We start from the raw sequence: 22,427 nt of genomic DNA, 5'->3' as shown, positions 1-22,427 counted from the left end.
TGAACTTTCCGCATGACGCATGCAATTTCATGGTCGCGGCGGTCAGCCGAAGCTCATCGCCTGCGGCTGCTCGCGCCGGTCCGGGTCCGGTCCGGCGAACTCCCGCACCACCTCGTAGCGCGTGTTGCGCTCGACCGGCGTGAACCCGGCGTCGCGGATCAGCTCCAGCAGGTCCTCGCGGGTCATCCTGTCCGGGGTGCCGAACCGGTCCGCGTCATGCGTGATCTTGTACTCGACCACGGAGCCGTCCAGGTCGTCCACGCCGTGGTTCAACGCCAGCTGGGCGGTCGTCAGCCCGTGCATGACCCAGAAGCACTTGACGTGGTCGAAGTTGTCCAGCAGCAGCCGGGAGACCGCGAAGGTGCGCAGCGCCTCGGCCCCGGTCGCCATCGGCTGGGTCATCAGCCGGTTGCGCTGCTTGCCGTCCTTCGAGTCGTGGAAGTCGTGCTGGAAGCGCAGCGGGATGAACACGGCGAACCCGCCGGTCTCGTCCTGCAGCTCGCGAAGCCGCAGCACGTGGTCCACCCGGTGCCGCGGCTCTTCGATGTGCCCGTACAACATCGTCGAGGGCGTACGCAGCCCCTTGCCGTGCGCGAGCCGGTGGATGCGGGACCAGTCCTCCCAGTGCGTCGCGTGATCCACGATCTTCGAGCGCACCTCCCAGTCGAAGATCTCCGCGCCGCCACCGGTCAGGGACTCGAGCCCGGCGTCGATCAGCTCGTCCAGGATCGCGTCGGCGCTCATCCCGGAGATCTTCTCGAACCAGTGGATCTCGGTCGCGGTGAACGCCTTGATGGAGACCCCGGGCAGCACCGCCTTCAGCTCCCGGATCGACTTGGGGTAGTAGCGCCACGGCAGGGTCGGGTGCAGGCCGTTGACGATGTGCAGCTCGGTGATGCCGTCCGGCTCCATCGCCTTGGCCAGCCGCACCGCCTCGTCGATACGCATCGTGTACGCGTCCTTCTCGCCCGGCTTGCGCTGGAACGAGCAGTACGCACACGACGCGGAGCAGACGTTCGTCATGTTCAGGTGCCGGTTGACGTTGAAGTACACCCGGTCGCCGTTCTTCACTGTGCGCACGTGGTGGGCCAGCTCGCCGAGCCAGGCCAGGTCGTCGGCCGCGTACAGGGCCACGCCGTCATCGAAGCTCAGCCGCTGCCCGGCGAGCACCTTCTCTTCGAGCTCGCGCTTGAGTCCGGCGTCCATGGCTCACGGCCTCCCTGATGGCGTGAAAGGGTCGACTGAACTACGAGCCTATGTCATCGCCCGGCGTCCGCGGCGCGCGGCCGGGCGCACAGACAGACGCAGGAGCGGCCTCGGGCCGCAGCCGGATCGGGCGGCCCGTCACAACTGTTCCGCGTCGAGCGGTGGCTGGCGCCCCTCCCACTTGGTCGACAGCGCGACCGTGGTGCGGGTGCGGGCGACACCGCGGATGCGGTTGAGCCGGCCGAGGATCTTCTCCAGGCCCACCGGGTCGGCGGCCCGCACCTTCAGCAGGTACGACTCCTCCCCCGCCACGAACCAGCAGTCCTCGATCTCGGGGACGTCCCGCAGCCGGCGCCCGACGTCCTCCAGGTCGGCGGCGTCTGAAAGCAGGACCCCGATGAGCGCGGTGACGCCGAGTCCCACCGAACCGGGGTTGATCACGGCGCGGTATCCGGTGATCACCCCGGCCTGCTCAAGCCGGCTGATCCGGTCGGTGACCGTCGGGCCGGAGAGGCCGACCAGCCGGGCCAGTTCGGCGTACGTGGCGCGACCGTTGGCGCGCAACGTCTCGATGAGCGTGCGGTCGACGGCATCCATCTGCTCCCCCTTGGAGGGTGTCCGGTCCGGTCCCACGGTCGCCGGACCTGTGCAGCCGAACCTGGGTTGCCAGCCGCCGGGCGAATAACGCGCAGACGCTTTTCAACGGGCCGCCGCATCCACGCTACAACCTTCGTTCTCACGCGCAAATCGGGATGATCAGCGTGGATTCGAAGGCTCGGCGGGGTCCGTTCTCAGCGAGGTCCGCTCGGGCGCGCGTCCTGCTGCGCCAGCGCGCTTCCGAGTTCGCCCTGCCAGCGCCGTAACAGCGAATGTTCGACCCCGAGCACGTCGAGCGCCTTGCCGGCCACGAAGTCCACAAGGCGCTGAACGTCCTGCGCGCCCGCGTAGAAGCCCGGCGAGGCCGGCAGTACGACTACACCGGCGCGGCTGAGCGCGAGCAGATGCTCCAGCGTCTGCGAGTTGAGCGGCGTCTCCCGCACGACGAGCACCAGCGGTCTGCGTTCCTTGAGCGTGACGTCGGCGGCGCGTTGCAGCAGGTCTTTCGACAGGCCGAGCCGGATGCCCGCGACCGAGGCCGTGGACGCGGGGATCACGAGCATGCCCTTCACCGGGTAACTGCCCGAGGACGGCCCGGCGGCCAGGTCCCCGGCGGCCCAGTAACGTACCGCGTCGAGCAGTTCCCGGGCCTTCTTGTCCGCCTCGCCGCCACCGTCCCAGCCGAGCCATTGCGCGAGGTCGTCACGCCATTGAGCGTCGCGGAACCCGATCCCGGTCTCGTCCAGGATGGTCAGCCGCGCCGCCCGGCTCACCACGAGGTCGACGCTCTCGCCCGCCTCCAACAGGCCGCGCAGCGCGGCCGCCGCGTACGGTGTACCGGACGCGCCGGAAACGCCGACGACCCACGGTTTGCGCGCTGCCTGCTGAGCTCCGGTCATGGATTCATGATTGCCGGTGCGCGTCCCGGAAACGAAACCGGGCCGCACGGTGTGGTGCACCGCGCGGCCCGCTCGGGTCAGCTTCCGACCGTCCTCACTGCTGGAGGAACTGCGCCGCGTCCGGGCTGTAGCCGGTCTGCGCGAGCGTGACCGCGCGCTGCGTGACCCGCATCAGGCGGACGGCCAGGAAGATCAGCAGCACGCCGAGCGCGGCGCGCAGGCCGAAGTAGATCATGTACTTGTGGTCGTGACTGATCACGTCCTGGGGCGTGTCGAGCGTGCCGCCGCCGCGCAGGAAGATCGACATGGCGATCGACACGAGCCACACGACGCGGAAGACCTGATAACCGCCCTGCCGCAAAATCCCCTGGTACTGGCCGGTCGGTCCGAAGGTCTTCCGTAACGAGCTCTGCCAGATGCCCATCACCACGAGTGTGCCGAAGAACACCACGAGCGCGACGATGCTCAGGCCGGAGACCGTGCTGTCAGCGGAGTCCGCCTGATCGAGCGTGACCGACGTCGGGTCGGAGATCAGCTGGTTGGCCAGCGAGACCCGGTGCGCCAACGCCGAGATCTCGACCAGACACAGCACCACGTACGCCGCGCTCACCACGATCAGCAGGATGGCGAGGACGCGGTTGGGCCGCAGCGGCTGAGGCGGTACGGCGGGAATGCCCCCGTAGCCCGCCTGCCCCGGCGCCATGGCGCCGGGCGCGGCAGGCCACGCCGGAGCGGCCATCGCCGTGGCGGCCGGCCCAGTCGGCGGCGGCGCCTGCAGCGTTGCGCCGTCCGCCGCGGGCACGGGCGCTTCGTTTCCGGGCGCCGCGAAAGGACTGTCGTTGCTCACGATCCCCCCGATGGATAAGTGTATTGATTCGCTGGATCAGAACGCGACAGTCTTGCGCCGGGCGGACACGCTGTCAAACCGATACCCGGCGGCCCGGGCGACGCGGGCGACGCGGATGGCGGCGGGTCAGCCGCGCAGCCCGCGGGTCACCAGGTCCAGCAGTGCGAAGCAGAACAGCGCGATACCCACGAATCCGTTCACGGTGAAGAACGCCCGGTTGAGCCGCGACAGGTCGTCGGGATGCAGCAGGGAGTGTTCGTACACGAACGCCCCGGCGACGACGACGAGGCCCAGCCACCAGAACACGCCCGCGCCGGTCAGCAGCCCGAACCAGACGAACAGCGCCGTGGTGACCGCGTGCGACGCGCGCGCACCGATCAGCGCCGTGCGCACACCCCACCGCGCCGGCACCGAACCGAGCCCCTGCGCGCGGTCCGTGTCGATATCCTGCAACGCGAATATCAGGTCGAACCCGCCGATCCAGATCCCGACCGCCAGGCCGAGCACCACCGCGTCCCAGGACCACCGGCCGGTCACCGCGATCCACGCCCCGGTCGGGCCGACCGCCTGCGCGAGCGCCAGCAGCGCATGGGGCACGTCCGTGAAGCGTTTGCCGTACGGGTAGACCACCAGCGGGATGACGGCGACCGGCGCGAGCGCGAGAGCCAGCGTATTGAGTGCCGCGGCCGAGCCGAGGAACAGACCGAGAGCCAGCACCGCCCCGATCCACGCCGTGCGCACCGTGAGCACCCCGGTGACCAGTTCCCGCCCGGCCGTGCGCGGGTTGCGCGCGTCGAACTCGCGGTCGATGATCCGGTTGACCGCCATCGCGAACGTGCGCGCGCCGATCATAGCCAGTGTGATCAGCAGCAGTTGCAGCCAGTGCACGCTGCGTGTGGCGCGGTACATCGCGGTGAGCGCCGCGATGTACGCGAAAGGCAGCGCGAACACCGAGTGCTCCAGCAGCACCAGGCTCTTGAACGCCTTGAACTTCCCGCCGACGCCGTGAGCCGACGCGACGCTCTCGACCGGGGCCGTCGCGCTCACAGTCCGTATTCCTTCCAGCGGCGGTCCACCAGCGCCGCGGTCGCCGGGTCCGGCGCGATCATCTCGGGCCAGCCCCCGCTGCGGGTGTAACCCTCGCCCGGCAGCTTACGGGTCGCGTCGATGCCGAGCTTGCCGCCCCAGAACTGCTGATACGAGGCGTGGTCCAGATGGTCCACCGGGCCTTCGGTCAACAGCAGGTCCCGCGCGTAGTCCACGTTCCCGAACGCGCGCCAGGACACCTCGGCGTAGTCGTGCACGTCGCAGTCCGCGTCCACGACCACGATCAGTTTGGTCAGCGACATCAGGTGCGCGCCCCAGATCGCGTTCATCACCTTCTGCGCGTGCTTCGGGTAGCGCTTGTCGATGGACACGATCGCGCAGTTGTGGAAGCCGCCGGTCTCCGGCAGATCGTAGTCCACGATGTCCGGGATGATCGTCTTGAGCAGCGGCAGGAAGAACCGCTCCGTGGCCTTCCCCAACGGTCCGTCCTCGGTCGGCGGCCGGCCCACCACGATCGACTGCAACAACGCGTTCTTGCGCATCGTCACGGCGGTGACGGTCAGCGCCGGGAAGGGCTCGACCGGCGTGTAGAAGCCCGTGTGGTCGCCGAACGGACCCTCGGGCCGCACGACGCCGGGTTCGAGCCAGCCTTCGAGCACCACCTCGCAGTGCGCGGGCACCTGGAGCGGCACGGTCTTGCAGTCCACCAGCTCGACCCGTTCGCGCTGCACGAACCCGGCGAACATGTACTCGTCGATGTCGGCCGGCAGCGGCGCCGTCGCGGCGTAGGTGACCACCGGTGGACAGCCGAAGGCCACGGCCACGGGCAACCGCTCGCCGCGGCGCTGGGCCACGGCGTAGTGGTTGGTGGAGTCCTTGTGGATCTGCCAGTGCATGCCGATGGTGCGCGCGTCGTGCCGCTGGAGCCGGTACAGCCCGAGGTTGCGCAGGCCGGTCTCAGGATGCTTGGTGTGCGTCAGGCCCAGGTTGAAGAACGCGCCGCCGTCCTGCGGCCACGTGTGCAACGCGGGCAGCGCGTCGAGGTCGACCTGATCGTCCGTCAGGACGATCTGCTGGCACGGCGCGCTCCTGACGTGCTTCGGCGGAACCGAGCGCAGCTGCGCCACCTTGCCCAGCGCGTCCTTGAACCCGGACAGCCCGTGCGGCAGCTCGGGCTTGAGCAGCTCTCCGATCCGCTCGCCGATCTCGTCGAGGCTCTCGATGCCCAGCGCGAGGCACAGCCGGCGCCGCGTCCCGAACACGTTCATCGCCAACGGCAGGTCCGAACCCTTGACGTTCTCGAACAGCAGCGCGGGGCCGTGCGCCTTCTGCACCCGGTCGGTGATCTCGCCGACCTCCAGGTACGGGTCGACCTGGGCCTTGATCCGGCGCAGCTCCCCCTCGCGCTCCAACGTCCGCAGGAAGGAGCGCAGATCTTCGTAGGCCATGGCTCAAGTATCCACGGCGGGATCACCGCTCAAGCATCCGCAGGGCGGTTTCCGGCAGGCGCGGGCGCCGCCCTCGTCCGCGCCCGTCAACCCAGCAGGTGGGAGTTGACCTCGCGCACCTGTGCGCCCAGTTCAGGCAGCTCGACGACCTCGACCCCCGCGGCGCGCAACCGGTCGGCGCCGTCGCACACCGCGAGCAGCGCCGGCTCACGCAGCGCCAGCACGACCCGCGGGATGCCGGCCGCGAGGATGTGGTCCGTGCAGCTCAGTGGCCGGGAAGCGCGCGGCGAGCAGGGTTCGAGCGAGGTGTACAGCGTCGCCTGCTTAAGCCGCGGATCCGCGGGGTCCAGCTTGGCGAGCGCAACCTCCTCGGCGTGGTTCTTCTCCGGGTCGCCGAGGCCGCGCAGCAGTTCCCGCGAGTACCCCGTCGAGATCACCGCGCCCCGGCCGTCGGTGACGATCGCGCCGACCGAGTACGCGCCGGAGACCCGCGGGCAGGAGCGCGACAGCTCCACGGCCAGGCGCAACAGGCGCAGGTCCGCGCCGCGCCCCCGGGCTGATCCGTCCCGCGCGCGGCGGTCGACCAGATAGCGGGAGAACTGCACGTCGCCGAGCGCGCCGCTGTCGGCGAGGATCATCCGGCGGTCGCAGGACTGCGGATAGCCGGCCGGGCCGAAGGCGCGCGGCGCCGCGGGATCGCCGATGAGGAACGGCGCCACGGAGAACTGGAGCTCGTCGGCCAGGTCGTCGGCCAGGAACCGGGTGAGCACCGAAGCGCCGCCCTCGACCATCAACCGCCGCACCCCGCGCCGCGCCAGATCGTCCAGCACCTCGCCCGGGTCCACCGGCCGGCCGCCGACCCCGCGGCCGGCCGCCGGGTACACGATCGTCTCGGCGCCCTCCGCGGCGAACACCGCGGCAGCGGGATCAAGCTCTCCGGAGCCGGACAGCACCACCCGCAGCGGGCTCGCCGGTTCACCGCGGGCCACGCGGGCAGCGCGCCGTGTCGCGGAGCGCACCAGCAGCCGGGGGTTGTCCGCGCGCACAGTGCCCGCGCCGACCAGGATCGCGTCCACGGACGCGCGCAACGCGTCGACCCGGTCGAAGTCCGCGTCGTTGGACAGCAGCAGCCGCCGCGCGGCCGTGTCATCCAGGCAGCCGTCGAGCGAGGTCGTACAGCTGAGGACGACCCAGGGCGCTGTCACAGTCACCGCTCCATTGTGGGCTACCGGCCGGCGCAGCCGCATGCAGCCGGCGCAGCCCGCGTGCAGCCGGGATCGTGCGCGGGTGGCGGCGCTGCTACTTGACGACGTAGAACGGGTTCACCGGGATGCAGGTGTTGCCGGTGTCCCCGGCGTTCGACAGCGAGGAGACCGCCGGGGCGCTCGCTGCCGCGGTAGGCGTCGCACCCGCACCCGAACCCGAACCCGAGGCACCCGCACCGCCGAAGGTGGTGCCGGAGGTCCAGTCGGTGCCGAGCACCACGGCCACCTCCGAGTACGCGCCGGACTCCTTGAGCGCGGAGTTCGGCAGTCCGAGGGCGGAGGCCACCGCCGCCGCCGAGTCGGCGCGGTTCGAGGGGTAGTAGACCTTCGTGGCGGAGGCGGCGGCGGCGTTGCCGCCCACCGTCGCCAGCGAGAAGCCCTGGCCCGAGAGCGCGTCGCGGATCGCGCCGGCGCGGCCGGCCACGCCGCTGCCGTTGAGGACCTGGACGCGCACCGCGGCCTTGTTCACGGCGACGGCCGAGGTCGCCGGAGGCGCGCTGCTCGGGGCCGGGGCGCCACTGGCCGCGGCGCTGCTCTTCGCACCCGGGCCGCTCGAGTACGGCACGTCGTTGCGGATGTTCTGGAACATCTGTTCCGCGTAGGGCTGCGCGACCTGGACGTGCGCCGGGCTGGCCGGGTCGACGTTCCACGGCATCGTCACGAAGGAGATGCGGCTCGTGGGCACCCGGTTCATCGTCGTGGCCAGACCCTCCAGGCCGGTGACGCCGCTGAGGCCGTCGTCCACGGTGAGCGCCTTGGTCGCCGCGTCGGCCACCTTGAGCAGCGTGCCGAAGTCGGACAGGTTCATGGTGGCGCGCACTTCCTTGATCATCTGCCCGAGGAAGTAGTGCTGCGCCTTTTCCCGGCCGAGGTCGGAGCCGTCGTAGAAGCCGTGGCGGGTGCGCACGAACGCCAGGGCGCTGGCGCCCTGGACCATGTTGATGCCCTTGTTCAGCCGAAGCCGCGAGTTCGGGTCGGCCATCTTGTTCGTGACGCACACCTGGACACCGCCGAGCGCGTTCGAGAGCGACTCGACGCCGACGAAGTCGACCATCACGAAATGGTCGATGGTCAGCCCGGTCAGTTGGTGAACGGCCAGCACCGTGCAGGACGGACCCCACTGCAGCGAACTGTTGATCGTCGCGACGAACCCGCCGCCGCTGGTGTGGTTGACCGGGTCGGTGCAGCGCGGCAGCATGACCACGGTGTCGCGCGGAATCGACATGACGGTGGCGTTGGAGCGGTCGGCGGAAAGGTGCACGACCATCTCGACGTCCGCGTTCGCGCCCGGCCCGCAGTCGTGGCCGATGGCGCAGTCCGCCGGGTTGTTACGCGAGTCCGAGCCTATGACGAGGAGGTTGAGCTGGGAGCGGCCGTAACTGTCGGTCGGCTCCGGCGACTGCGTGGCGCCGTTCTGCAGCAGCGCGGTGTGCTTGATGTTGCCGGTCAGGTGCAGCACCACGTAGGCGCCGATGCCGAGTATCGCGACCAGGAGCGTCGAGACACCGATCGCGGTCCACTTGATCGCCTTGCGCCTGCCGGTGGCCGGGCGCCTGCCACCGCCACCGCGGCCCGCCGCGGCCGCGCGCCGGGCACGGCCGCTCGGGTCCAGTTCGTCCAGGTCGACGTCGTCGTTGATGTTCCCGTCCGCGATCCCCACGGCCCCCGAGGCGACGGCGGTGCGGCCCAGGTCCCCTCGCTCCCCCGCGCGACCGGCACGGGAGCGCGGCACCCAGTCATCCTGGCCGCCGTCACCGCCGGGCGCGCCGCGCCGGCTCGGGATCTGCGGCTGCGCACCGGCCGGGGCCCACGCGGCATTGCCCGAGTACGGGTCGCGCGACGGATAGGCGTCCGCGGGCGCGGCCCGCTCGGCGCCGCGGCCCGCCGCTCCCGGCGCCCACCCTTCGCGGGGCGGCCAGCCGCCCCCGGAACCGCCCCCGGAGCCCGGGCCGCGGCCGTCGCGTCCCTGGCGCGCGTACGGATCCGCGGACCACTGGTCCTGCGGCTGCGGCTGCCGCTGCTGCGGCGGTGGCGGTACCCGGCGGGGGTCACGCGGCTGTCCCCCGCGGTTCACGGGGTATGCAACGCCCTCGCCCTGCCCGGGGCGGACGGAACCCTGGCCCTGCGCGTAAGGGTCGTAGCCGGGTTCTTCCCGGCGCCTACCCTCTCCGCCGCGGTCGTCGGCCCCGTATGCCGGGTACCAGCCGCGATCGTCGCTCATCAGGCCAGATCCTTCCGCAAGAGGGTTTCGCACGGCCGGTCTTCCCGGCTCGCTCACACCCTGTCGTCGCCTTTCAGGACGCTGCGCGATCCCGCCCGGTTGCCGGACGGTCTATTACGGATCTTGATAAGGCGGTGCGCTGCGGGGAACCCTACAGCCCGGCGTAACTGTGCTTGCCTGTGAGCAGTGTATTAACCCCGAAGTAATTGAACATGACGCACACGAAAGCAGCGAGTGCGATCCAGGCGGCGGCGCGGCCCTTCCAACCGTGGGTCGCCCGCGCGTGCAGGTAGGCCGCGTAGATCACCCACACGATGAAGGACCAGGTCTCCTTCGGGTCCCAGCCCCAGTACCGGCCCCAGGCTTTCTGCGCCCAGATCGCGCCCGCGATCACCGCGAACGTCCACAGCGGGAAGATGAACGCGATCACCCGGTACGCGGTGCGGTCCAGGGCGCCGGAGGACGGCACCCGCTCCAGCACGCCGCCAAGCCGCGGCAGCCTGCCGTCCTCAGCCGCCGCCTTGACCAGGTACAGGACCGTGGCGATGGTCGCGACCCCGAACGCCCCGGTGGACAGCACCGCGGCGGTGACGTGGATATACAGCCAGTACGAGTGCAGCGCCGGAACCAGTTCCTCGGCGTCGGTGTAGAGCACCGTGTACGCAAGGCCGAGCGTCAACAGCACGATGAACGAAACCGGCAGGCCGAGCCACCGTGCCTTGCGGCCGGTCACCAGCAGCACCAGGTACGCGAAGGCCATGGCGAGCGCGGCGGCGCAGGAGAACTCGTACATGTTCGCCCACGGCACCCGTTGCGCGGCCAGGCCGCGGCACAGCACGCCGGAGGCGTGCAGGAGGAAACCGATGAAAGTGGCCATCACGGCGAAACGGCCGACGATCTCCGCGCGCAGCGAGCCGCCGGCGACCGTGGGCTCCTCGCCCTCCTGCACGGTGCGAGTGAGCACGGACACCCCGGACGCCCCCACCGACGCGACCGCATCCTCGGGCGCGGCCGCCGCGGCGGTCCGAGCCTGGCCGGACCGGCCCACCGCGGCCGCCTTCGCGCCGATCCGCGAGCGCGAGCCGAACGCCCACTCGCCGCAGTACGCGAAGAACGCGAAGGCGTAGGCGACCAGCGCCAGCGCGATGAACAGGTTGCTGTAGTGCGCGAGGTTCTCGTTGATCACGCTGATGCTCCAGTGCGCGGGGTGGACTTGCCCTGTTGCTCGTGTTCGTCCGGGACGACGCCCAGATCGGCGGCCAGCGCCTCGGCGGCCTGGGTCACCTCGGCGGTCGGCGTCGCGCCCTCGGTGCGGGCCAGCCCGGCCACCTCGACCAGCCGCGCGCCGTCACCCGTCTCGCTGACGCGCACCCAGATCCGGCGGCGGCGGATGCCCAGCGAACCGACCAGGCCGAGCACGGCGAAGGCCGCCGAACCGAGCGCGATCGGCTGGCCGGGATCGTAGGCGATGTTGAACTGCGCCCACTGCTTGACGCCGTCGAAGGTGATCGAGCCCAGGCCGTTCGGCAGCGTGGCGCTCTGCCCGACCGCCAGCATCAGCGCGTTGCCGGACGCCGCGTCCTTCTTGTTCTTGACGTCCAGCCGGGTCATCCTGCTCGTGTCCAGCGTGTAAACGCTCTGCGACTCGCCGGAGTCCATGTTCAGATTCCCGGCGTACGCGGTCAGAATCAGCACCGGGTTCTGTGCCGCCGGGAACACGGAGGCCGGCATCGAGCCCGGCATGATCAGCGCGGTGGGCAGCAGATAGCCCTGGAAACCCAGGCCCTTCGGCTTGGCGTCCGGGACCTTGATCGCGCCGTTGGAGGTGAAGTTCGCGTCGATGCCGAGGAAGGTGACCGGGCCGTCGTACACGACCTTGCCCTCGCCGTCCTTGACCGTGACGACGGGGGCGTAGCCGTGGCCTTCGAGGAAGATGTTCGTGCCGTTGACCGTGATCGGCTCGTTGACCCGCACGTCCACCTTCTGCTGCGGACTCGACGGGCTGGCCTGGTAGGTCGCGTAGGCGTCGAAGGTGCGCGGCTGGCCGATCTGGTCGCCGCTTTCCTGGTAGCTGGCGGTGAACTTGTCCAGCCGGATGCAGAAGGGCGGCAGATCCGCGTCGGAGACCGCCTGACCCTTCGTCAGCGAGTCGTAGCCGGCGACGGTGTCGCAGAACCCGGTGCCCTCCGTGACCAGCCGGGCTCCCTTGAACCCGAAGAAGTGCCCGATGGCGACCGCGACGAGGATGCCCAGCAGCGCCAGGTGGAAGACCAGGTTCCCGGTCTCGCGCAGGTAGCCCTTCTCCGCCGCGACCCAGGCGCCGCCGGTGTCCGTGCCGGCGGCGGTGCGGAAACGCCGGTGCTTGAGCCGCTTTCCCGCCGCGGCCAGGGCCTGCTCGGCGGGAGCCCCGGTCCGGAACGATGCGTGCACCGGCAGCCGCTTGAGGTTGCGCGGCGCGGCCGGCGGCGTCCCGCGCATCGCCAGGTAGTGCGCCACCGAACGCGGCAGGATGCAGCCGACCAGGGAGACGAACAGCAGGACGTAGATCGCGCCGAACCACACCGACTCGAAGACGTCGAACAGTTGGAGCCTGTCCAGGATCGGCGCCCACGTCTTGTGCGCGCCGAAGAACTGGAGCACCTTGCTCGGGTCGATCTCGCGCTGCGGCAGCAGCGAACCGGGAATCGCCGCGACCGAGAGCAGGAACAGCAGCGTCAGCGCGATCCGCATCGAGGTCAGCTGCCGCCACATCCAGCGCAGCAGTTCCCTGGTGCCGAGCCGGGGCACCGCGACGGCGGTGTCCGGGCGCGGCGCGGTCGAGAGCCGGCCGGCCTCGGCGAACTCGCCGCCGACGTCGCCGGCCGGCGCGCCCTGCGCGTCCGGCGCGTCGCCCTCGGCCCGCTTGTCGGTCTGCTGCTCAGTCACGCTCTCCGCCTCGGATCATCTAGCTCTCCCGCCCTCACAGCGGCAGGCTGAAGCCGGGGAACCATCCCTGCATCACGTGCAGCAGGTGATCCCACACCCCGCTGACCATCGCCGCGCCCACGATCACGAGCATCGCGCCACCCACCCGGGTCACCGCGGCGTAATGCCGCTTGATCCAGCCGAAGGCGGTCATCGCCCGGCGGAACGCGACGGCGGTCAGTATGAAGGGCAGCCCCAGGCCGATGCAGTACACCGCCGACAGGAACGCTCCACGCCCCGCCGACGCCTGCGTCCAGGCCAGCGTCTGCACGGCGGCGAGCGTCGGGCCGAGGCACGGGGTCCAGCCGATACCGAAGACCACACCCAGCAGCGGCGCGCCGGCCAACCCGACGGCCGGCCGGTAATGCAGCCGGACGTCGCGCTGCAACCAGCCCGACCAGCGCTGCGGCACCGCACCCGCGAAGAACAGTCCCAGCAGGATCACCAGGCTGCCGAACACCTGCTCAAGCACACGCTGATGCACGATCAGGTCCGAGCCGGCGTAACCGAAGGCCGCGCCGGCGGACACGAACACCACGGTGAATCCGAGGACGAACAACGCCGCGCCGAGGATCGTGCGCCCGCGCAGCCTGCGCCGCTCGGCGGCGGCCGCCCGCGCCGCAACCCCTTCCTGTGCCAGGGCCTGCGCGGCCCGGCGGGCTTGAACATCCTGGGCGTCGACCGCCGACATCCCGGTGACGTACGAAAGGTATCCGGGCACGAGCGGCAGCACGCAGGGCGAGGCGAAGGAGACCGCCCCGGCGGCGAGCGCCACCGGCGCGGCCAGCAGCAGCGAGCCGCCGTACATCAGCGATTCGACACCCGAGGTGGACACGTCAGCTCCCGCTCAGGACCTTGTCGAGCGCCTGCGCGAGCTGTGGCTCGGTGGTGCCGCCGATGATCCGCGTCGCGACCTTGCCGCTGCGGTCCACGATGATGCTGGAGGGGATGTCGGTCGGCGGCACGACGGTCTTGAACGCCAGCAGCAACGTCTCGTCCGGGTCTTGCAGCGACGGATAGGTGAGGCCGTCGGCGCCGACGAACGCGAGCGCCGAGGCGTTGGTGTCGCGCACGTTGATGCCCAGGAACTGCACGCCCTTGGCCTGGTACTTCTGGTAAGTCTCCTCCAGCGCGGGAGCCTCCAGCCGGCAGGGCGCGCACCATGAGCCCCACACGTTGACCACCACGACCTTGCCGCGGTAGTCGGCCAGGGCCAGCTTCTTGCCGTCGAGCGTCGTGCCGGACAGGGTCGGAGCGGCTTCGCGCTGGCCCGGATCGATGTTCGTCACACCGGTCTTGGCCGCGGCGACGTAACCGGTGTCGCCGGCCCCGCCGACGGAGTTCGAGCAGCCCGCCAGCACCGCGGCGCCCATGAACGCGCAGACGAGCGCCGCGGCCGCGCGGCGGCGCGACCGGACAGCTTCGGGTACGACCATGCGAAGAGTCTCGCACGGGCTTATTCGGGCAAAGCGGCGGGGGTCAGGCTCCGGCGACGAACTTCTTGGTGCTCTTGAGCGGCAGCAGGTCCTTCGCCGGCTCCTGGTAGTCGATCCCCACCAGCTTCGCGCCGACGAAGCGGAACGAGGTCACCGAGGCCAGCGTGCACTCGCGGCGCCGCGGATCGTGCCACAGCCGACGGTGCTCGGCGGCCAGCCGCGTCACCCAGATCGGCAGTTGGTGGCTGACACACACGGCCTCGTGCCCCACCGCCTTGTCCCGGGCCGCTTCCAGCGCCGCGCTGACCCGCTCCACCTGGTGCTTATACGGCTCGCCCCAGGACGGCCGCAGCGGGTTGTACAGCCGAAACCACACGCTCGGCCGCTTGAGCACCCCGTCGCCGACACTGAACCGCTTGCCCTCGAAGTAGTTCGCGGCCTCGATAAGCCGCGCGTCGCTGCCCACTTCCAGGCCGAGCCGCGCGGCGATCGGCGCGGCGGTCTCCTGCGCCCGATCCAGCGGCGAGGCGACCACCGCGACGATGTCCCGCTCCCCGAAGAACTCGGCGGCCCGCTCGGCCATCTTGCGACCGAGTTCCGACAGGTGGAAGTCGGGCAGCCTGCCGTAGAGGATCCCGGTCGGGTTGTATACCTCGCCGTGTCGCATCAGGTGAACCGTGGTCTTCACACCGGGATCGATCTGCGTCATGCCGCGCATCCTATGCGAGAGAACGCAACGGCCGGTTTCGCGCCCGCCTGCCGCGAAACGGTCACCGGCGCGCGGTGGCGGCCGCGGCCGCGCGAGCCGCCACCGGCAGCGCCGCCGCGATGCGGTCCACCGCGCCGCCGTCGTGCGCAGCCGATACGAACCAGGCCTCGAACGCGCTCGGCGGCAGATAGACGCCCTCGGCCAGCATCGCGTGGAAGAAGGCCCGGAACCGCTCGGTGTCCTGCCGCTTCGCCCCCGCGTAGTCCACGACCGGCTCCTCGGCGAAGAAGATCGAGAACATCGTGCCGGCGAACTGCACCCGATGGGCGAGCCCTTCCTTCGCCAGCGCCTCGGATGCCAGCCCGGCGATCTCCCGGGCGGTGCGATGCAAGTGCTCGTACACCTCCGGGGTGCAGTTGCGCAGCGTCGCCAGCCCCGCGGCCGTGGCGACCGGGTTGCCCGACAGCGTCCCGGCCTGGTAGACCGGGCCGGCCGGAGCGAGCCGCGCCATCACCTCGGCCCGTCCGCCGAACGCCGCGGTCGGGAAACCGCCGCCCATCACCTTGCCGAAGGTCATCAGGTCCGCCGCGACGCCGTCGATGCCGAACCAGCCGGTGCGCGAGGCCCGGAAACCGGTCATCACCTCGTCCGAGACGAACAGCGCGCCGTGCTCGTGACACACGTCGCGAAGCGCGGCGTTGAAGCCCTCCAGCGGCGGGACCACGCCCATGTTCCCCGCGGCCGCCTCGGTGATCAGGCAGGCGATCTCGTCGCCGAACTCGGCGAACGCGGCCCGCACCGCCTCGATGTCGTTATAGGGCAGCACGATCGTGTCCCCGGCCTGCGCGCCCGTCACTCCCGGGGTGTCCGGCAGCGCGAGCGTGGCGAGCCCGGACCCGGCGGCGGCCAGCAGCGAGTCCACGTGCCCGTGGTAGCAGCCCGCGAACTTCACCACCTTCGAGCGGCCGGTGAAGCCCCGCGCCAGCCGGATCGCCGACATCGTCGCCTCGGTCCCGGAGGAGACCAGCCGCACCTGCTCGACCGGTTCGATCCGCTCCACGATCGCTTCGGCCAGCGCCACCTCGCCCTCGCTCGGCGTGCCGAAGGAGGTGCCGCGCGCCAGCGCGGCGCGGGTGGCCTCAAGCACGGCCGGGTGCGCGTGTCCGAGGATCAGCGGCCCCCACGAGCAGACCAGGTCCACGTACTCGCGGCCGTCCGCGTCGGTGAGATAGGCGCCCTTGCCGGACACCATGAACCGCGGGGTGCCGCCGACCCCGCGAAACGCCCGCACCGGCGAGTTCACCCCGCCCGGCGTCACCACCTGCGCGCGGTCGAACAACTTCTGGGACTCGGGGGCGTCGTAGTCGTAGCTCACCGGACCATCCTCGCACCCACCGCGTGCGATCCACCGGCCGGTCGCGCGCTCCTGCGGTGATGGGCGGCCGCCTTCGGGCCGCCCGCGAAACCGGGCCCGGTGTCCGCGCGGCCCCGCCGCTGACACGCCGTCACCCGCGGAAGGCGGATCAGCGCACGTCCGGCGGGTGGTAGCGGTTCTGCGCGGCCTCCAGGCTCTCGGTGACCAGCGACTCGACCGCGTCCGCCGCGCGATCGACGTGGAACGGCAGTTCCTTGTTCTCCGCCGAGGAGAACGGCTTGAGCACGAAGTCCGCCGGGTCCTGCCGGCCCGGCGGGCGGCCGATCCCGAAGCGGACCCGCAGATACTCGCGGGTACCCAGCGACTTGCTGATCGAGCGCAGGCCGTTGTGCCCGTTGTCGCCGCCGCCGCGCTTGAGCCGCAGCGTGCCGTATGGCAGATCGAGTTCGTCGTGCACCACCGCGATCCGCTCCGCCGGCACCTTGAAGAAATCCCGCAGCGAGGCGGCCGGGCCGCCGGAGAGGTTCATGAACGACTTCGGTTTCGCCAGCACCACCCGGGTTCCGCCGATCCGGCCCTCCACCACGTCGGCGCCGCCGCGGTGCGCCTTGAACCGGGCGCCCATCCGTTCGGCGAGCAGGTCCACCACCATGAAACCGGCGTTGTGCCGGGTCGCCGCGTAACCCGGCCCGGGATTGCCCAGGCCGAGTACCAGCCATGGTGCGTTGTCCGCCGCCATCTGTGCGACCCGCGCCCTTCCCTCGACGAACCGGCCCGCCGCTCGCGCGGCGGTCCAGACGGCGGCGCCGCACCCCGGAACGTTCCGGGGTGCGGCGCCGGCCCGGTGCTGCCGGGCTCAGCTCTCTTCGCCCGCCTCGGGCGAGGCGGTCTCGCTCTCGCCAGCCCCGGCCTCCGGCTCGGCCTCGGCGCCCGTCCCGGCCATCTGCTCCGCGGTCGGCGCGGCCAGCACGTGCACGACCAGGTGTTCCGGGTCGGTGACCAGCTCGGCGCCGCGCGGCAGGGTGACCTCCTTGGCCAGGATCTGGCCGCCGATCTCCAGGCCCTGGACCGAGACCTCGACCGATCCGGGGATGTGGGTGGCCTCGGCCTCGATCGAGAGCACGTTCAGGGTGTGCTCCAGCAGGCCGCCGGACACCACGTCGCCGACCGTCACGATCGGGATCTCGACGGTGACCTTCTCGCCGCGGCGCACCAGCAGCAGGTCGACGTGCTCGATGCTGCGGCGTACCGGGTCCTTCTGCACGGCCTTGGGCAGCGCCAGCTGGCGCCGGTCGCCCAGGTCCAGGTTGAGCAGCACGTTCGGGGTCTTGAGCGCCAGGAACAGCTCGTGCTCGGGCAGCGCCAGGTGGACCGGCTCCTCCTTGTGGCCGTACAGCACGGCCGGGATCTTGCCGTCGCGGCGCAGCTGGCGCGCGGCGCCCTTGCCGAAGGTGTCGCGGGGTTCGGCGCTGATGCGGACTTCAGACACGGTCTTTCTCCTCCTCGGAATCGGGAAGCCTGGGCGATCTGGCGCAACTCGACACCGAGGCGGAGGCGGGCCCTGCCCGCCGTGTCGCCTCATCTCGATCGGCACGTCGATCACGGAGCGGACCGATACTCGGTCCCTCCCTCGCCGGGCAACTCGCCCGATTCTACCCGAGCCGCGCACGCCGCTTGACTACGGCGAGCGCGGCCGGGCCCGCGCGGCGCGAGATGGCCGCGGCGGATCGGTCAGTTTGAGAAGTAGCCCGCCACATCCGCGATGACGTGCACGTTCCCGCCGGTGCCGTTGTAGAAGTCCACCTTGCCGTTCACCACCGGGACGACCACCAGGTTCGGGATCACCTCTCCCGCGCTGAAATTCAGGTTCGACACGGTCGGACGCGGCGCGCCATCCGGATACACCGTCAGATAGCCGCTCGCGGTCGGAGCGGTCACGGTCACGTTCAACACGACCGCGGTCACGTTCCCGGAGGACTGCTACGCGTCGCCCTCGAACATCGAGGTGACCGACCCGTCCTCGAAGACCTCCGAGATCGCGCGGGCGACGATCGGGGCGACGGACAGCACGGTCAGCTTGTCGAAACGCTGCTCCTCGGCCAGCGGCAGGGTGTCCGTCACGATGACCTGGCTCACCCGCGAATTCTTCAGCCGGTCGATCGCAGGGCCCGAAAACACCGCGTGCGTCGAGACGATGATCACCTCCGCCGCGCCGTTCTCGTAGAGAGCCTCCGCCGCCGCGCAGATCGTGCCGGCGGTGTCGATCATGTCGTCTACGAGCACACACACCCGGCCGCGGATGTCACCGACGATTTCGTGCACCGACACCTGGTTCGCCACGTTGATGTCCCGGCGCTTGTGCACGATCGCGATCGGTGCGCCGAGCTTGTCGCTCCACTTGTCGGCGACCTTCACCCGCCCCGCGTCCGGGGACACGATCGTCATCCGGGAGATGTCGATGTTCTCCCTGATGTACTTCACCAGCAGCGGCATCGCCCACAGGTGGTCGACCGGCCCGTCGAAGTACCCCTGGATCTGATCCGTGTGCAGATCGATCGCCATCAGCCGGTCCGCGCCCGCCTGCTTGAACAGGTCCGCCATCAGCCGGGCGGAGATGGGCTCGCGGCCGCGGTGCTTCTTGTCCTGGCGCGCGTAACCGTAGAAGGGCATGATCACGGTGATCCGCTTGGCCGAGGCGCGCTTGAGCGCGTCGACCATGATCAGCTGCTCCATGATCCACTGGTTGATCGGCGCGGTGTGGCTCTGCAGCACGAAGGCGTCACAGCCGCGCACCGACTCCTCGAAGCGAACGTAGATCTCGCCGTTGGCGAAGTCGAAGGCCCGCGTCGGCGCGAGCTCGACGCCCAGTTCCCGGGCGACCTGCCGGGCCAGTTCCGGGTGCGCCCGGCCGGAGAACAGCATCAGCTTCTTCTGGCCGGTCGCCAAGATCCCGGTCACTGCACGCACTCCCCAGGGGTCGCTGCCACGGTCCGATCCGGCTGCGCGCGGCGGCGCGAAACCCGGTCGGCCCGGCATCCGCGCCCGGTCCGCTGGGCGGATTGAGGGCGATTCGTCCTGGCCGTCCGGCTAAGCCGGGCCTTGTCTTTCATCCTATGGTCTCAGAACAACTGCTGCTATCGTCCGCATGTTTACCCGTGGTCAACCGTGCATTCAGGTCCGATTGCACGACGCCGCGCCAAGCCGCGGCACAACACATCCAGCTGCTCGACTGTCCCGATAAGGCTACGCATCGTCGGCCTCCCGTTGCGCAGGCTCGCCCGCCTCGGCGGACTGCGCAGCCGCATGTGCCTCCTGCGCGGCCTGCGCGGCCCGTGCGGCCTTCGTGTCCGGACGAGTGCGCTCCACCCAGCCTTCGACGTTGCGCTGCCGACCGCGCGCCACGGCGAGCGACCCCGCCGGCACGCACTGCGTGATCGCCGATCCGGCCGCCACGAACGCACCGTCGGCCACCTGCACCGGCGCGATCAGCACCGTATCCGTGCCGACGAAGACGTGATCGCCGATCCGCGTATGGTGCTTGCGCACCCCGTCGAAGTTCGCCGTGATCGTCCCCGCGCCGATGTTGCAGCCCTCGCCGATCGTCGCGTCCCCGACGTAAGACAGGTGCGGCACCTTCGAGCCGTCGCCGACCTGTGCGTTCTTCATCTCGACGAAGCCGCCGGCCTTCGCCTTGCGGCCCAGCCGCGTGCCGGGCCGCAAGTACGTGTACGGACCGACGGTCGCCGCCTCCCCGATCACCGCGCCCTCGGTCGTGGCGTTGGTCACACGCGCGCCCGAACCGACCACCGTGTCCGTGAGCGTGCAGTTCGGCCCCACCTCGGCGCCAACCGCGATCCGCGTCGCACCGCACAGCTGGGTGTTCGGCAGCAGCACCACATCCGGCTCCAGCGCGACCTGAACGTCGATCCACGTGGTGTCGGGGTCGACGATGGTGACGCCCTCACGCATCCAATGCCCGGTCAGCCGCGCGTTGAAGATCCGGCGCAGCTGGGCCAACTGCGCGCGGTCGTTCGCGCCGAGGATCTCGTGATGGTCCGCGACCGTGAGCGCGCCGACGCGATGCCCGTCCCCGGCCAGGATCCCGAGCACGTCGGTCAGGTACTCCTCGCCCTGCGCGTTCGCCGTGGTCAACCGGGACAGGCCCTGCGCCAGCAGCTTCGCGTCGAAGGCGTACACGCCCGAGTTGACCTCCCGGATCGCAGCCTGCTGCGGCGAGGCGTCCCGCTGCTCGACGATCCGCTCCACCGCGCCGTCCCGGCGCACGATCCGGCCGTATCCCGTGGGATCCGGCACGTTCGCGGTCAGCACCGTCACCGCGTTGCCGGTCTCCTGATGCACCGTCACCAGTGCGTCCAGGGTCGCGGCGGTCAGCAGCGGCGTGTCGCCGTACGTCACCAGGACCGTGCCGTCGATGGCGCCCTGCGCGGCGATGGCCTCCATCGCGATGCGTACCGCGTGGCCGGTACCGTGCTGCACCTCCTGCACCACGGGCAGCGCCGCCGCGTCGGTTTCCGCCAGCATCGCCGACACCTGCTCGCGGCCGTGCCCCACGACCACCACCAGTCGTTCCGGTGCGAGTTCCCGCGCCGCGGCGACCACATGCCCCAGCATGGTGCGTCCACAGAGGGTGTGCAGCACCTTGGGAGTCGCGGACCTCATCCGCTTGCCCTCGCCCGCGGCGAGGATCAGGACGGCTGCGGGACGGACGGGGGCTGACGCGGTCGGCTCGGACACACCGGTCTCCTGGCATCGTGGCTCTTCGGCACTCAACCGTGCCTCGTGGCGGCCGTAGGCTACCCCGCGGCTCGGCGTGGGGCGCCTCTCGTCGGTGAACCCCGCGCCGCCGCCTGGTCGAGTCCGAAGAGCGCGCATCGGCTGCTGGTTCGGCACCGAGCCTACCGGCTGATCATCGGCCCCGTGCCCGCGCGGCCGCCGAGACGAACAGCTCCCGGGGGAGGATTCGAACCCCCATTAATCGGACCAAAACCGATTGTCCTGCCCTTAGACGACCCGGGATGGCTCCGGCCCCCGCCTTGGCGAGGACCGGGGCCTAGTCTGGCACATCCCGGGCGGGACACGCCGCCCCGAATCGGGTCGTCCGAACGCCCTCTCGGCAGCGCCGCCCGTCAGGGAAGACGCACGTAGCCGTGCCGGCTCTTCCACAGGTAGTACTTCTCGAACCCGAGCTTCATCGCGTGTACCTGGGGGCCGGGGATCATGATCCCGGCGCGGCGCGGCGGCAGCATGTGGTCGGCGAGGATCATGACGCCGTTGTTGCCCGCGTCCATCAGGCACACCGCGGCCATCTCCGCGAACTCCTTGTGCGCCACGGGCGGTTCGCCCTTGATGGCCGCCACGACGTTGTGAGCCGCGACCTTGGCCATCGACTCGGTGGGGAAGCCGGTCTTCGGGATCCCGACCGGCACGGAGGTCTGCCACGGAATCGGCACCTGCGCGGCGACGCCCGCGGCGTAGATCTCCGGGAACCCCTTCGACTGGTAGGTGTCATCGACCGGGATGAAGCCCTTCTCGTCGCTCAGACCCGGAACCGAGCGCACGAGAGCCTGCCCGACGAACGGCGGCACCACCATCGAATACCGGAAGGGAAGCGACGTGCCGTCGGTCAGTTTCACCTGGTCGCCGGTGACCTCCTGCACGCTGACGTCGGTCAGCGCCTTGATGCCCTCCTTCTTGAGGAACATCGACAGCAGCTTCTGCCCGCCGGGCAGACCGCCGATCCCGAAGTGCCCGAGGAACGGTTCCGGGGTGAAGTACGTAAGCTGCGACTGACCGTGCAGCTTCGCCTTTCGCAACTGGTAGGAGACGTTGAACAGGAACTCGTAGGCCGCGCCGAAGCAGGCCGCGCCCTGCGTCGCTCCCACTACCACCGGGCCCGGGTCGTCGAGGAACTTGCGCCACGCGGTCGCGGCCCGCTCGGCGTCGGCCAGCGTGGTGATCGTCTGTGCGTAACCGTCGGGCCCGAGTCCCGGGGCGACCGCGAAGTTGTTCTGGTACCCGGTAGCGATGATCAGGTAGTCATACCCATAGTCGCGGCCACCGGCGGTCACCGTGCGCTTGGCCGGATCGATGGCGGTCGCCTCGGCGTGCAGGAAGTCCACGCCGTGCGCGTCGAAGGTCGGCTCCAGCGGGAAGGTGATGTCCCGGGCGGAGCGTTTTCCGAACGGCAGCCAGATCAGCGACGGGTTGAACAGGAATCGGTCCGAGGCCGAGATCACCTGGACTTCGACCTCGTCACCCAGTTCGTGCTTGACCTCCAGCGCGGCCGCCAGACCGCCGAAGTTGCCGCCGAGAACCACTACTCGCTTGCTGGCCATGGTGACCTCATCTCCGTCGGGTGCGCGGACCTTTCCACTGCCCACGCTGCCTGCGCC

General features: G+C 70.5%; 20 protein-coding genes and 1 tRNA gene. All 21 read right to left on the bottom strand.

Annotated features, from left to right (window positions below):
- Positions 1 to 42 precede the first annotated feature (42 nt).
- Complete coding sequence (gene mqnE / locus KGA66_RS03970; RefSeq protein WP_211464568.1) at positions 43 to 1,206, bottom strand: aminofutalosine synthase MqnE; 1,164 nt, start codon at positions 1,204 to 1,206, stop codon at positions 43 to 45.
- A 138-nt stretch (positions 1,207 to 1,344) separates the two neighbouring features.
- Positions 1,345 to 1,803, bottom strand: a complete 459-nt coding sequence (locus KGA66_RS03965; protein ID WP_211464566.1) for an Lrp/AsnC family transcriptional regulator — start codon at positions 1,801 to 1,803, stop codon at positions 1,345 to 1,347.
- Positions 1,804 to 1,997: 194 nt separating this feature from the next.
- Positions 1,998 to 2,702, bottom strand: a complete 705-nt coding sequence (locus KGA66_RS03960) for a UbiX family flavin prenyltransferase (RefSeq protein WP_211464564.1) — start codon at positions 2,700 to 2,702, stop codon at positions 1,998 to 2,000.
- 94 nt (positions 2,703 to 2,796) lie between these two features.
- Positions 2,797 to 3,549 (bottom strand): DUF6264 family protein, encoded by a 753-nt coding sequence (locus tag KGA66_RS03955; protein ID WP_211464562.1) that lies wholly within the window; start codon positions 3,547 to 3,549, stop codon positions 2,797 to 2,799.
- Between the two features lie 126 nt (positions 3,550 to 3,675).
- Positions 3,676 to 4,596, bottom strand: coding sequence for a menaquinone biosynthesis prenyltransferase MqnP (gene mqnP / locus KGA66_RS03950; RefSeq protein ID WP_312886736.1), 921 nt, complete (start codon positions 4,594 to 4,596; stop codon positions 3,676 to 3,678).
- Positions 4,593 to 6,044, bottom strand: coding sequence for a menaquinone biosynthesis decarboxylase (locus tag KGA66_RS03945; protein ID WP_211464560.1), 1,452 nt, complete (start codon positions 6,042 to 6,044; stop codon positions 4,593 to 4,595). The genes mqnP and KGA66_RS03945 overlap by 4 nt, the downstream gene beginning before the upstream one ends.
- Positions 6,045 to 6,130: 86 nt before the next feature.
- The gene (locus tag KGA66_RS03940; RefSeq protein WP_312886735.1) at positions 6,131 to 7,255 is read right to left on the bottom strand and encodes a dihydrofolate reductase family protein; all 1,125 of its coding nucleotides are present in this window, start codon (positions 7,253 to 7,255) and stop codon (positions 6,131 to 6,133) included.
- Positions 7,256 to 7,343: 88 nt separating this feature from the next.
- A complete protein-coding gene (locus tag KGA66_RS03935; RefSeq protein WP_211464556.1) occupies positions 7,344 to 9,530 on the bottom strand; it encodes an LCP family protein in 2,187 nt (728 codons plus the stop codon).
- Positions 9,531 to 9,681: 151 nt separating this feature from the next.
- Positions 9,682 to 10,716, bottom strand: coding sequence for a c-type cytochrome biogenesis protein CcsB (ccsB, locus tag KGA66_RS03930; RefSeq protein WP_211464554.1), 1,035 nt, complete (start codon positions 10,714 to 10,716; stop codon positions 9,682 to 9,684).
- Positions 10,713 to 12,455 carry a cytochrome c biogenesis protein ResB gene (gene resB / locus KGA66_RS03925; RefSeq protein WP_211464552.1) on the bottom strand — a complete coding sequence of 581 codons (1,743 nt, stop codon included), beginning with the start codon at positions 12,453 to 12,455 and terminating at the stop codon, positions 10,713 to 10,715. The genes ccsB and resB overlap by 4 nt, the downstream gene beginning before the upstream one ends.
- A gap of 34 nt (positions 12,456 to 12,489) precedes the next feature.
- Entirely contained in the window at positions 12,490 to 13,302 is an 813-nt protein-coding gene (locus KGA66_RS03920; RefSeq protein WP_211464656.1) for a cytochrome c biogenesis CcdA family protein, read from the bottom strand.
- 28 nt (positions 13,303 to 13,330) lie between these two features.
- Positions 13,331 to 13,930: a TlpA family protein disulfide reductase gene (locus KGA66_RS03915; protein ID WP_211464550.1), complete on the bottom strand. Its 600-nt coding sequence runs from the start codon at positions 13,928 to 13,930 to the stop codon at positions 13,331 to 13,333.
- 43 nt (positions 13,931 to 13,973) lie between these two features.
- Positions 13,974 to 14,639 carry a histidine phosphatase family protein gene (locus KGA66_RS03910; protein WP_211464548.1) on the bottom strand — a complete coding sequence of 222 codons (666 nt, stop codon included), beginning with the start codon at positions 14,637 to 14,639 and terminating at the stop codon, positions 13,974 to 13,976.
- Between the two features lie 61 nt (positions 14,640 to 14,700).
- Positions 14,701 to 16,014: a glutamate-1-semialdehyde 2,1-aminomutase gene (hemL, locus tag KGA66_RS03905; RefSeq protein ID WP_211464546.1), complete on the bottom strand. Its 1,314-nt coding sequence runs from the start codon at positions 16,012 to 16,014 to the stop codon at positions 14,701 to 14,703.
- Positions 16,015 to 16,162: 148 nt separating this feature from the next.
- Entirely contained in the window at positions 16,163 to 16,753 is a 591-nt protein-coding gene (pth, locus tag KGA66_RS03900) for an aminoacyl-tRNA hydrolase (protein WP_211464544.1), read from the bottom strand.
- Positions 16,754 to 16,870: 117 nt separating this feature from the next.
- Positions 16,871 to 17,503 (bottom strand): 50S ribosomal protein L25/general stress protein Ctc, encoded by a 633-nt coding sequence (locus KGA66_RS03895; protein ID WP_211464542.1) that lies wholly within the window; start codon positions 17,501 to 17,503, stop codon positions 16,871 to 16,873.
- A gap of 242 nt (positions 17,504 to 17,745) precedes the next feature.
- Positions 17,746 to 17,979 carry a hypothetical protein gene (locus KGA66_RS03890; RefSeq protein WP_211464540.1) on the bottom strand — a complete coding sequence of 78 codons (234 nt, stop codon included), beginning with the start codon at positions 17,977 to 17,979 and terminating at the stop codon, positions 17,746 to 17,748.
- 15 nt (positions 17,980 to 17,994) lie between these two features.
- Positions 17,995 to 18,972 carry a ribose-phosphate diphosphokinase gene (locus KGA66_RS03885; protein ID WP_312886731.1) on the bottom strand — a complete coding sequence of 326 codons (978 nt, stop codon included), beginning with the start codon at positions 18,970 to 18,972 and terminating at the stop codon, positions 17,995 to 17,997.
- A gap of 285 nt (positions 18,973 to 19,257) precedes the next feature.
- A complete protein-coding gene (glmU, locus tag KGA66_RS03880; protein ID WP_312886730.1) occupies positions 19,258 to 20,769 on the bottom strand; it encodes a bifunctional UDP-N-acetylglucosamine diphosphorylase/glucosamine-1-phosphate N-acetyltransferase GlmU in 1,512 nt (503 codons plus the stop codon).
- A 211-nt stretch (positions 20,770 to 20,980) separates the two neighbouring features.
- Positions 20,981 to 21,051: transfer RNA gene (locus KGA66_RS03875), tRNA-Gln, on the bottom strand.
- Between the two features lie 110 nt (positions 21,052 to 21,161).
- Positions 21,162 to 22,370, bottom strand: a complete 1,209-nt coding sequence (locus KGA66_RS03870) for an NAD(P)/FAD-dependent oxidoreductase (protein ID WP_211464537.1) — start codon at positions 22,368 to 22,370, stop codon at positions 21,162 to 21,164.
- Between the last annotated feature and the right edge of the window lie 57 nt (positions 22,371 to 22,427).

The sequence above is a fragment of the Actinocrinis puniceicyclus genome (genome assembly GCF_018283645.1).
Classification (GTDB): Bacteria; Actinomycetota; Actinomycetes; order Streptomycetales; family Catenulisporaceae; genus Actinocrinis; species Actinocrinis puniceicyclus.
Note: the sequence above shows the minus strand (reverse complement) of the source record. Positions and strands in the feature narration are given on the sequence as shown.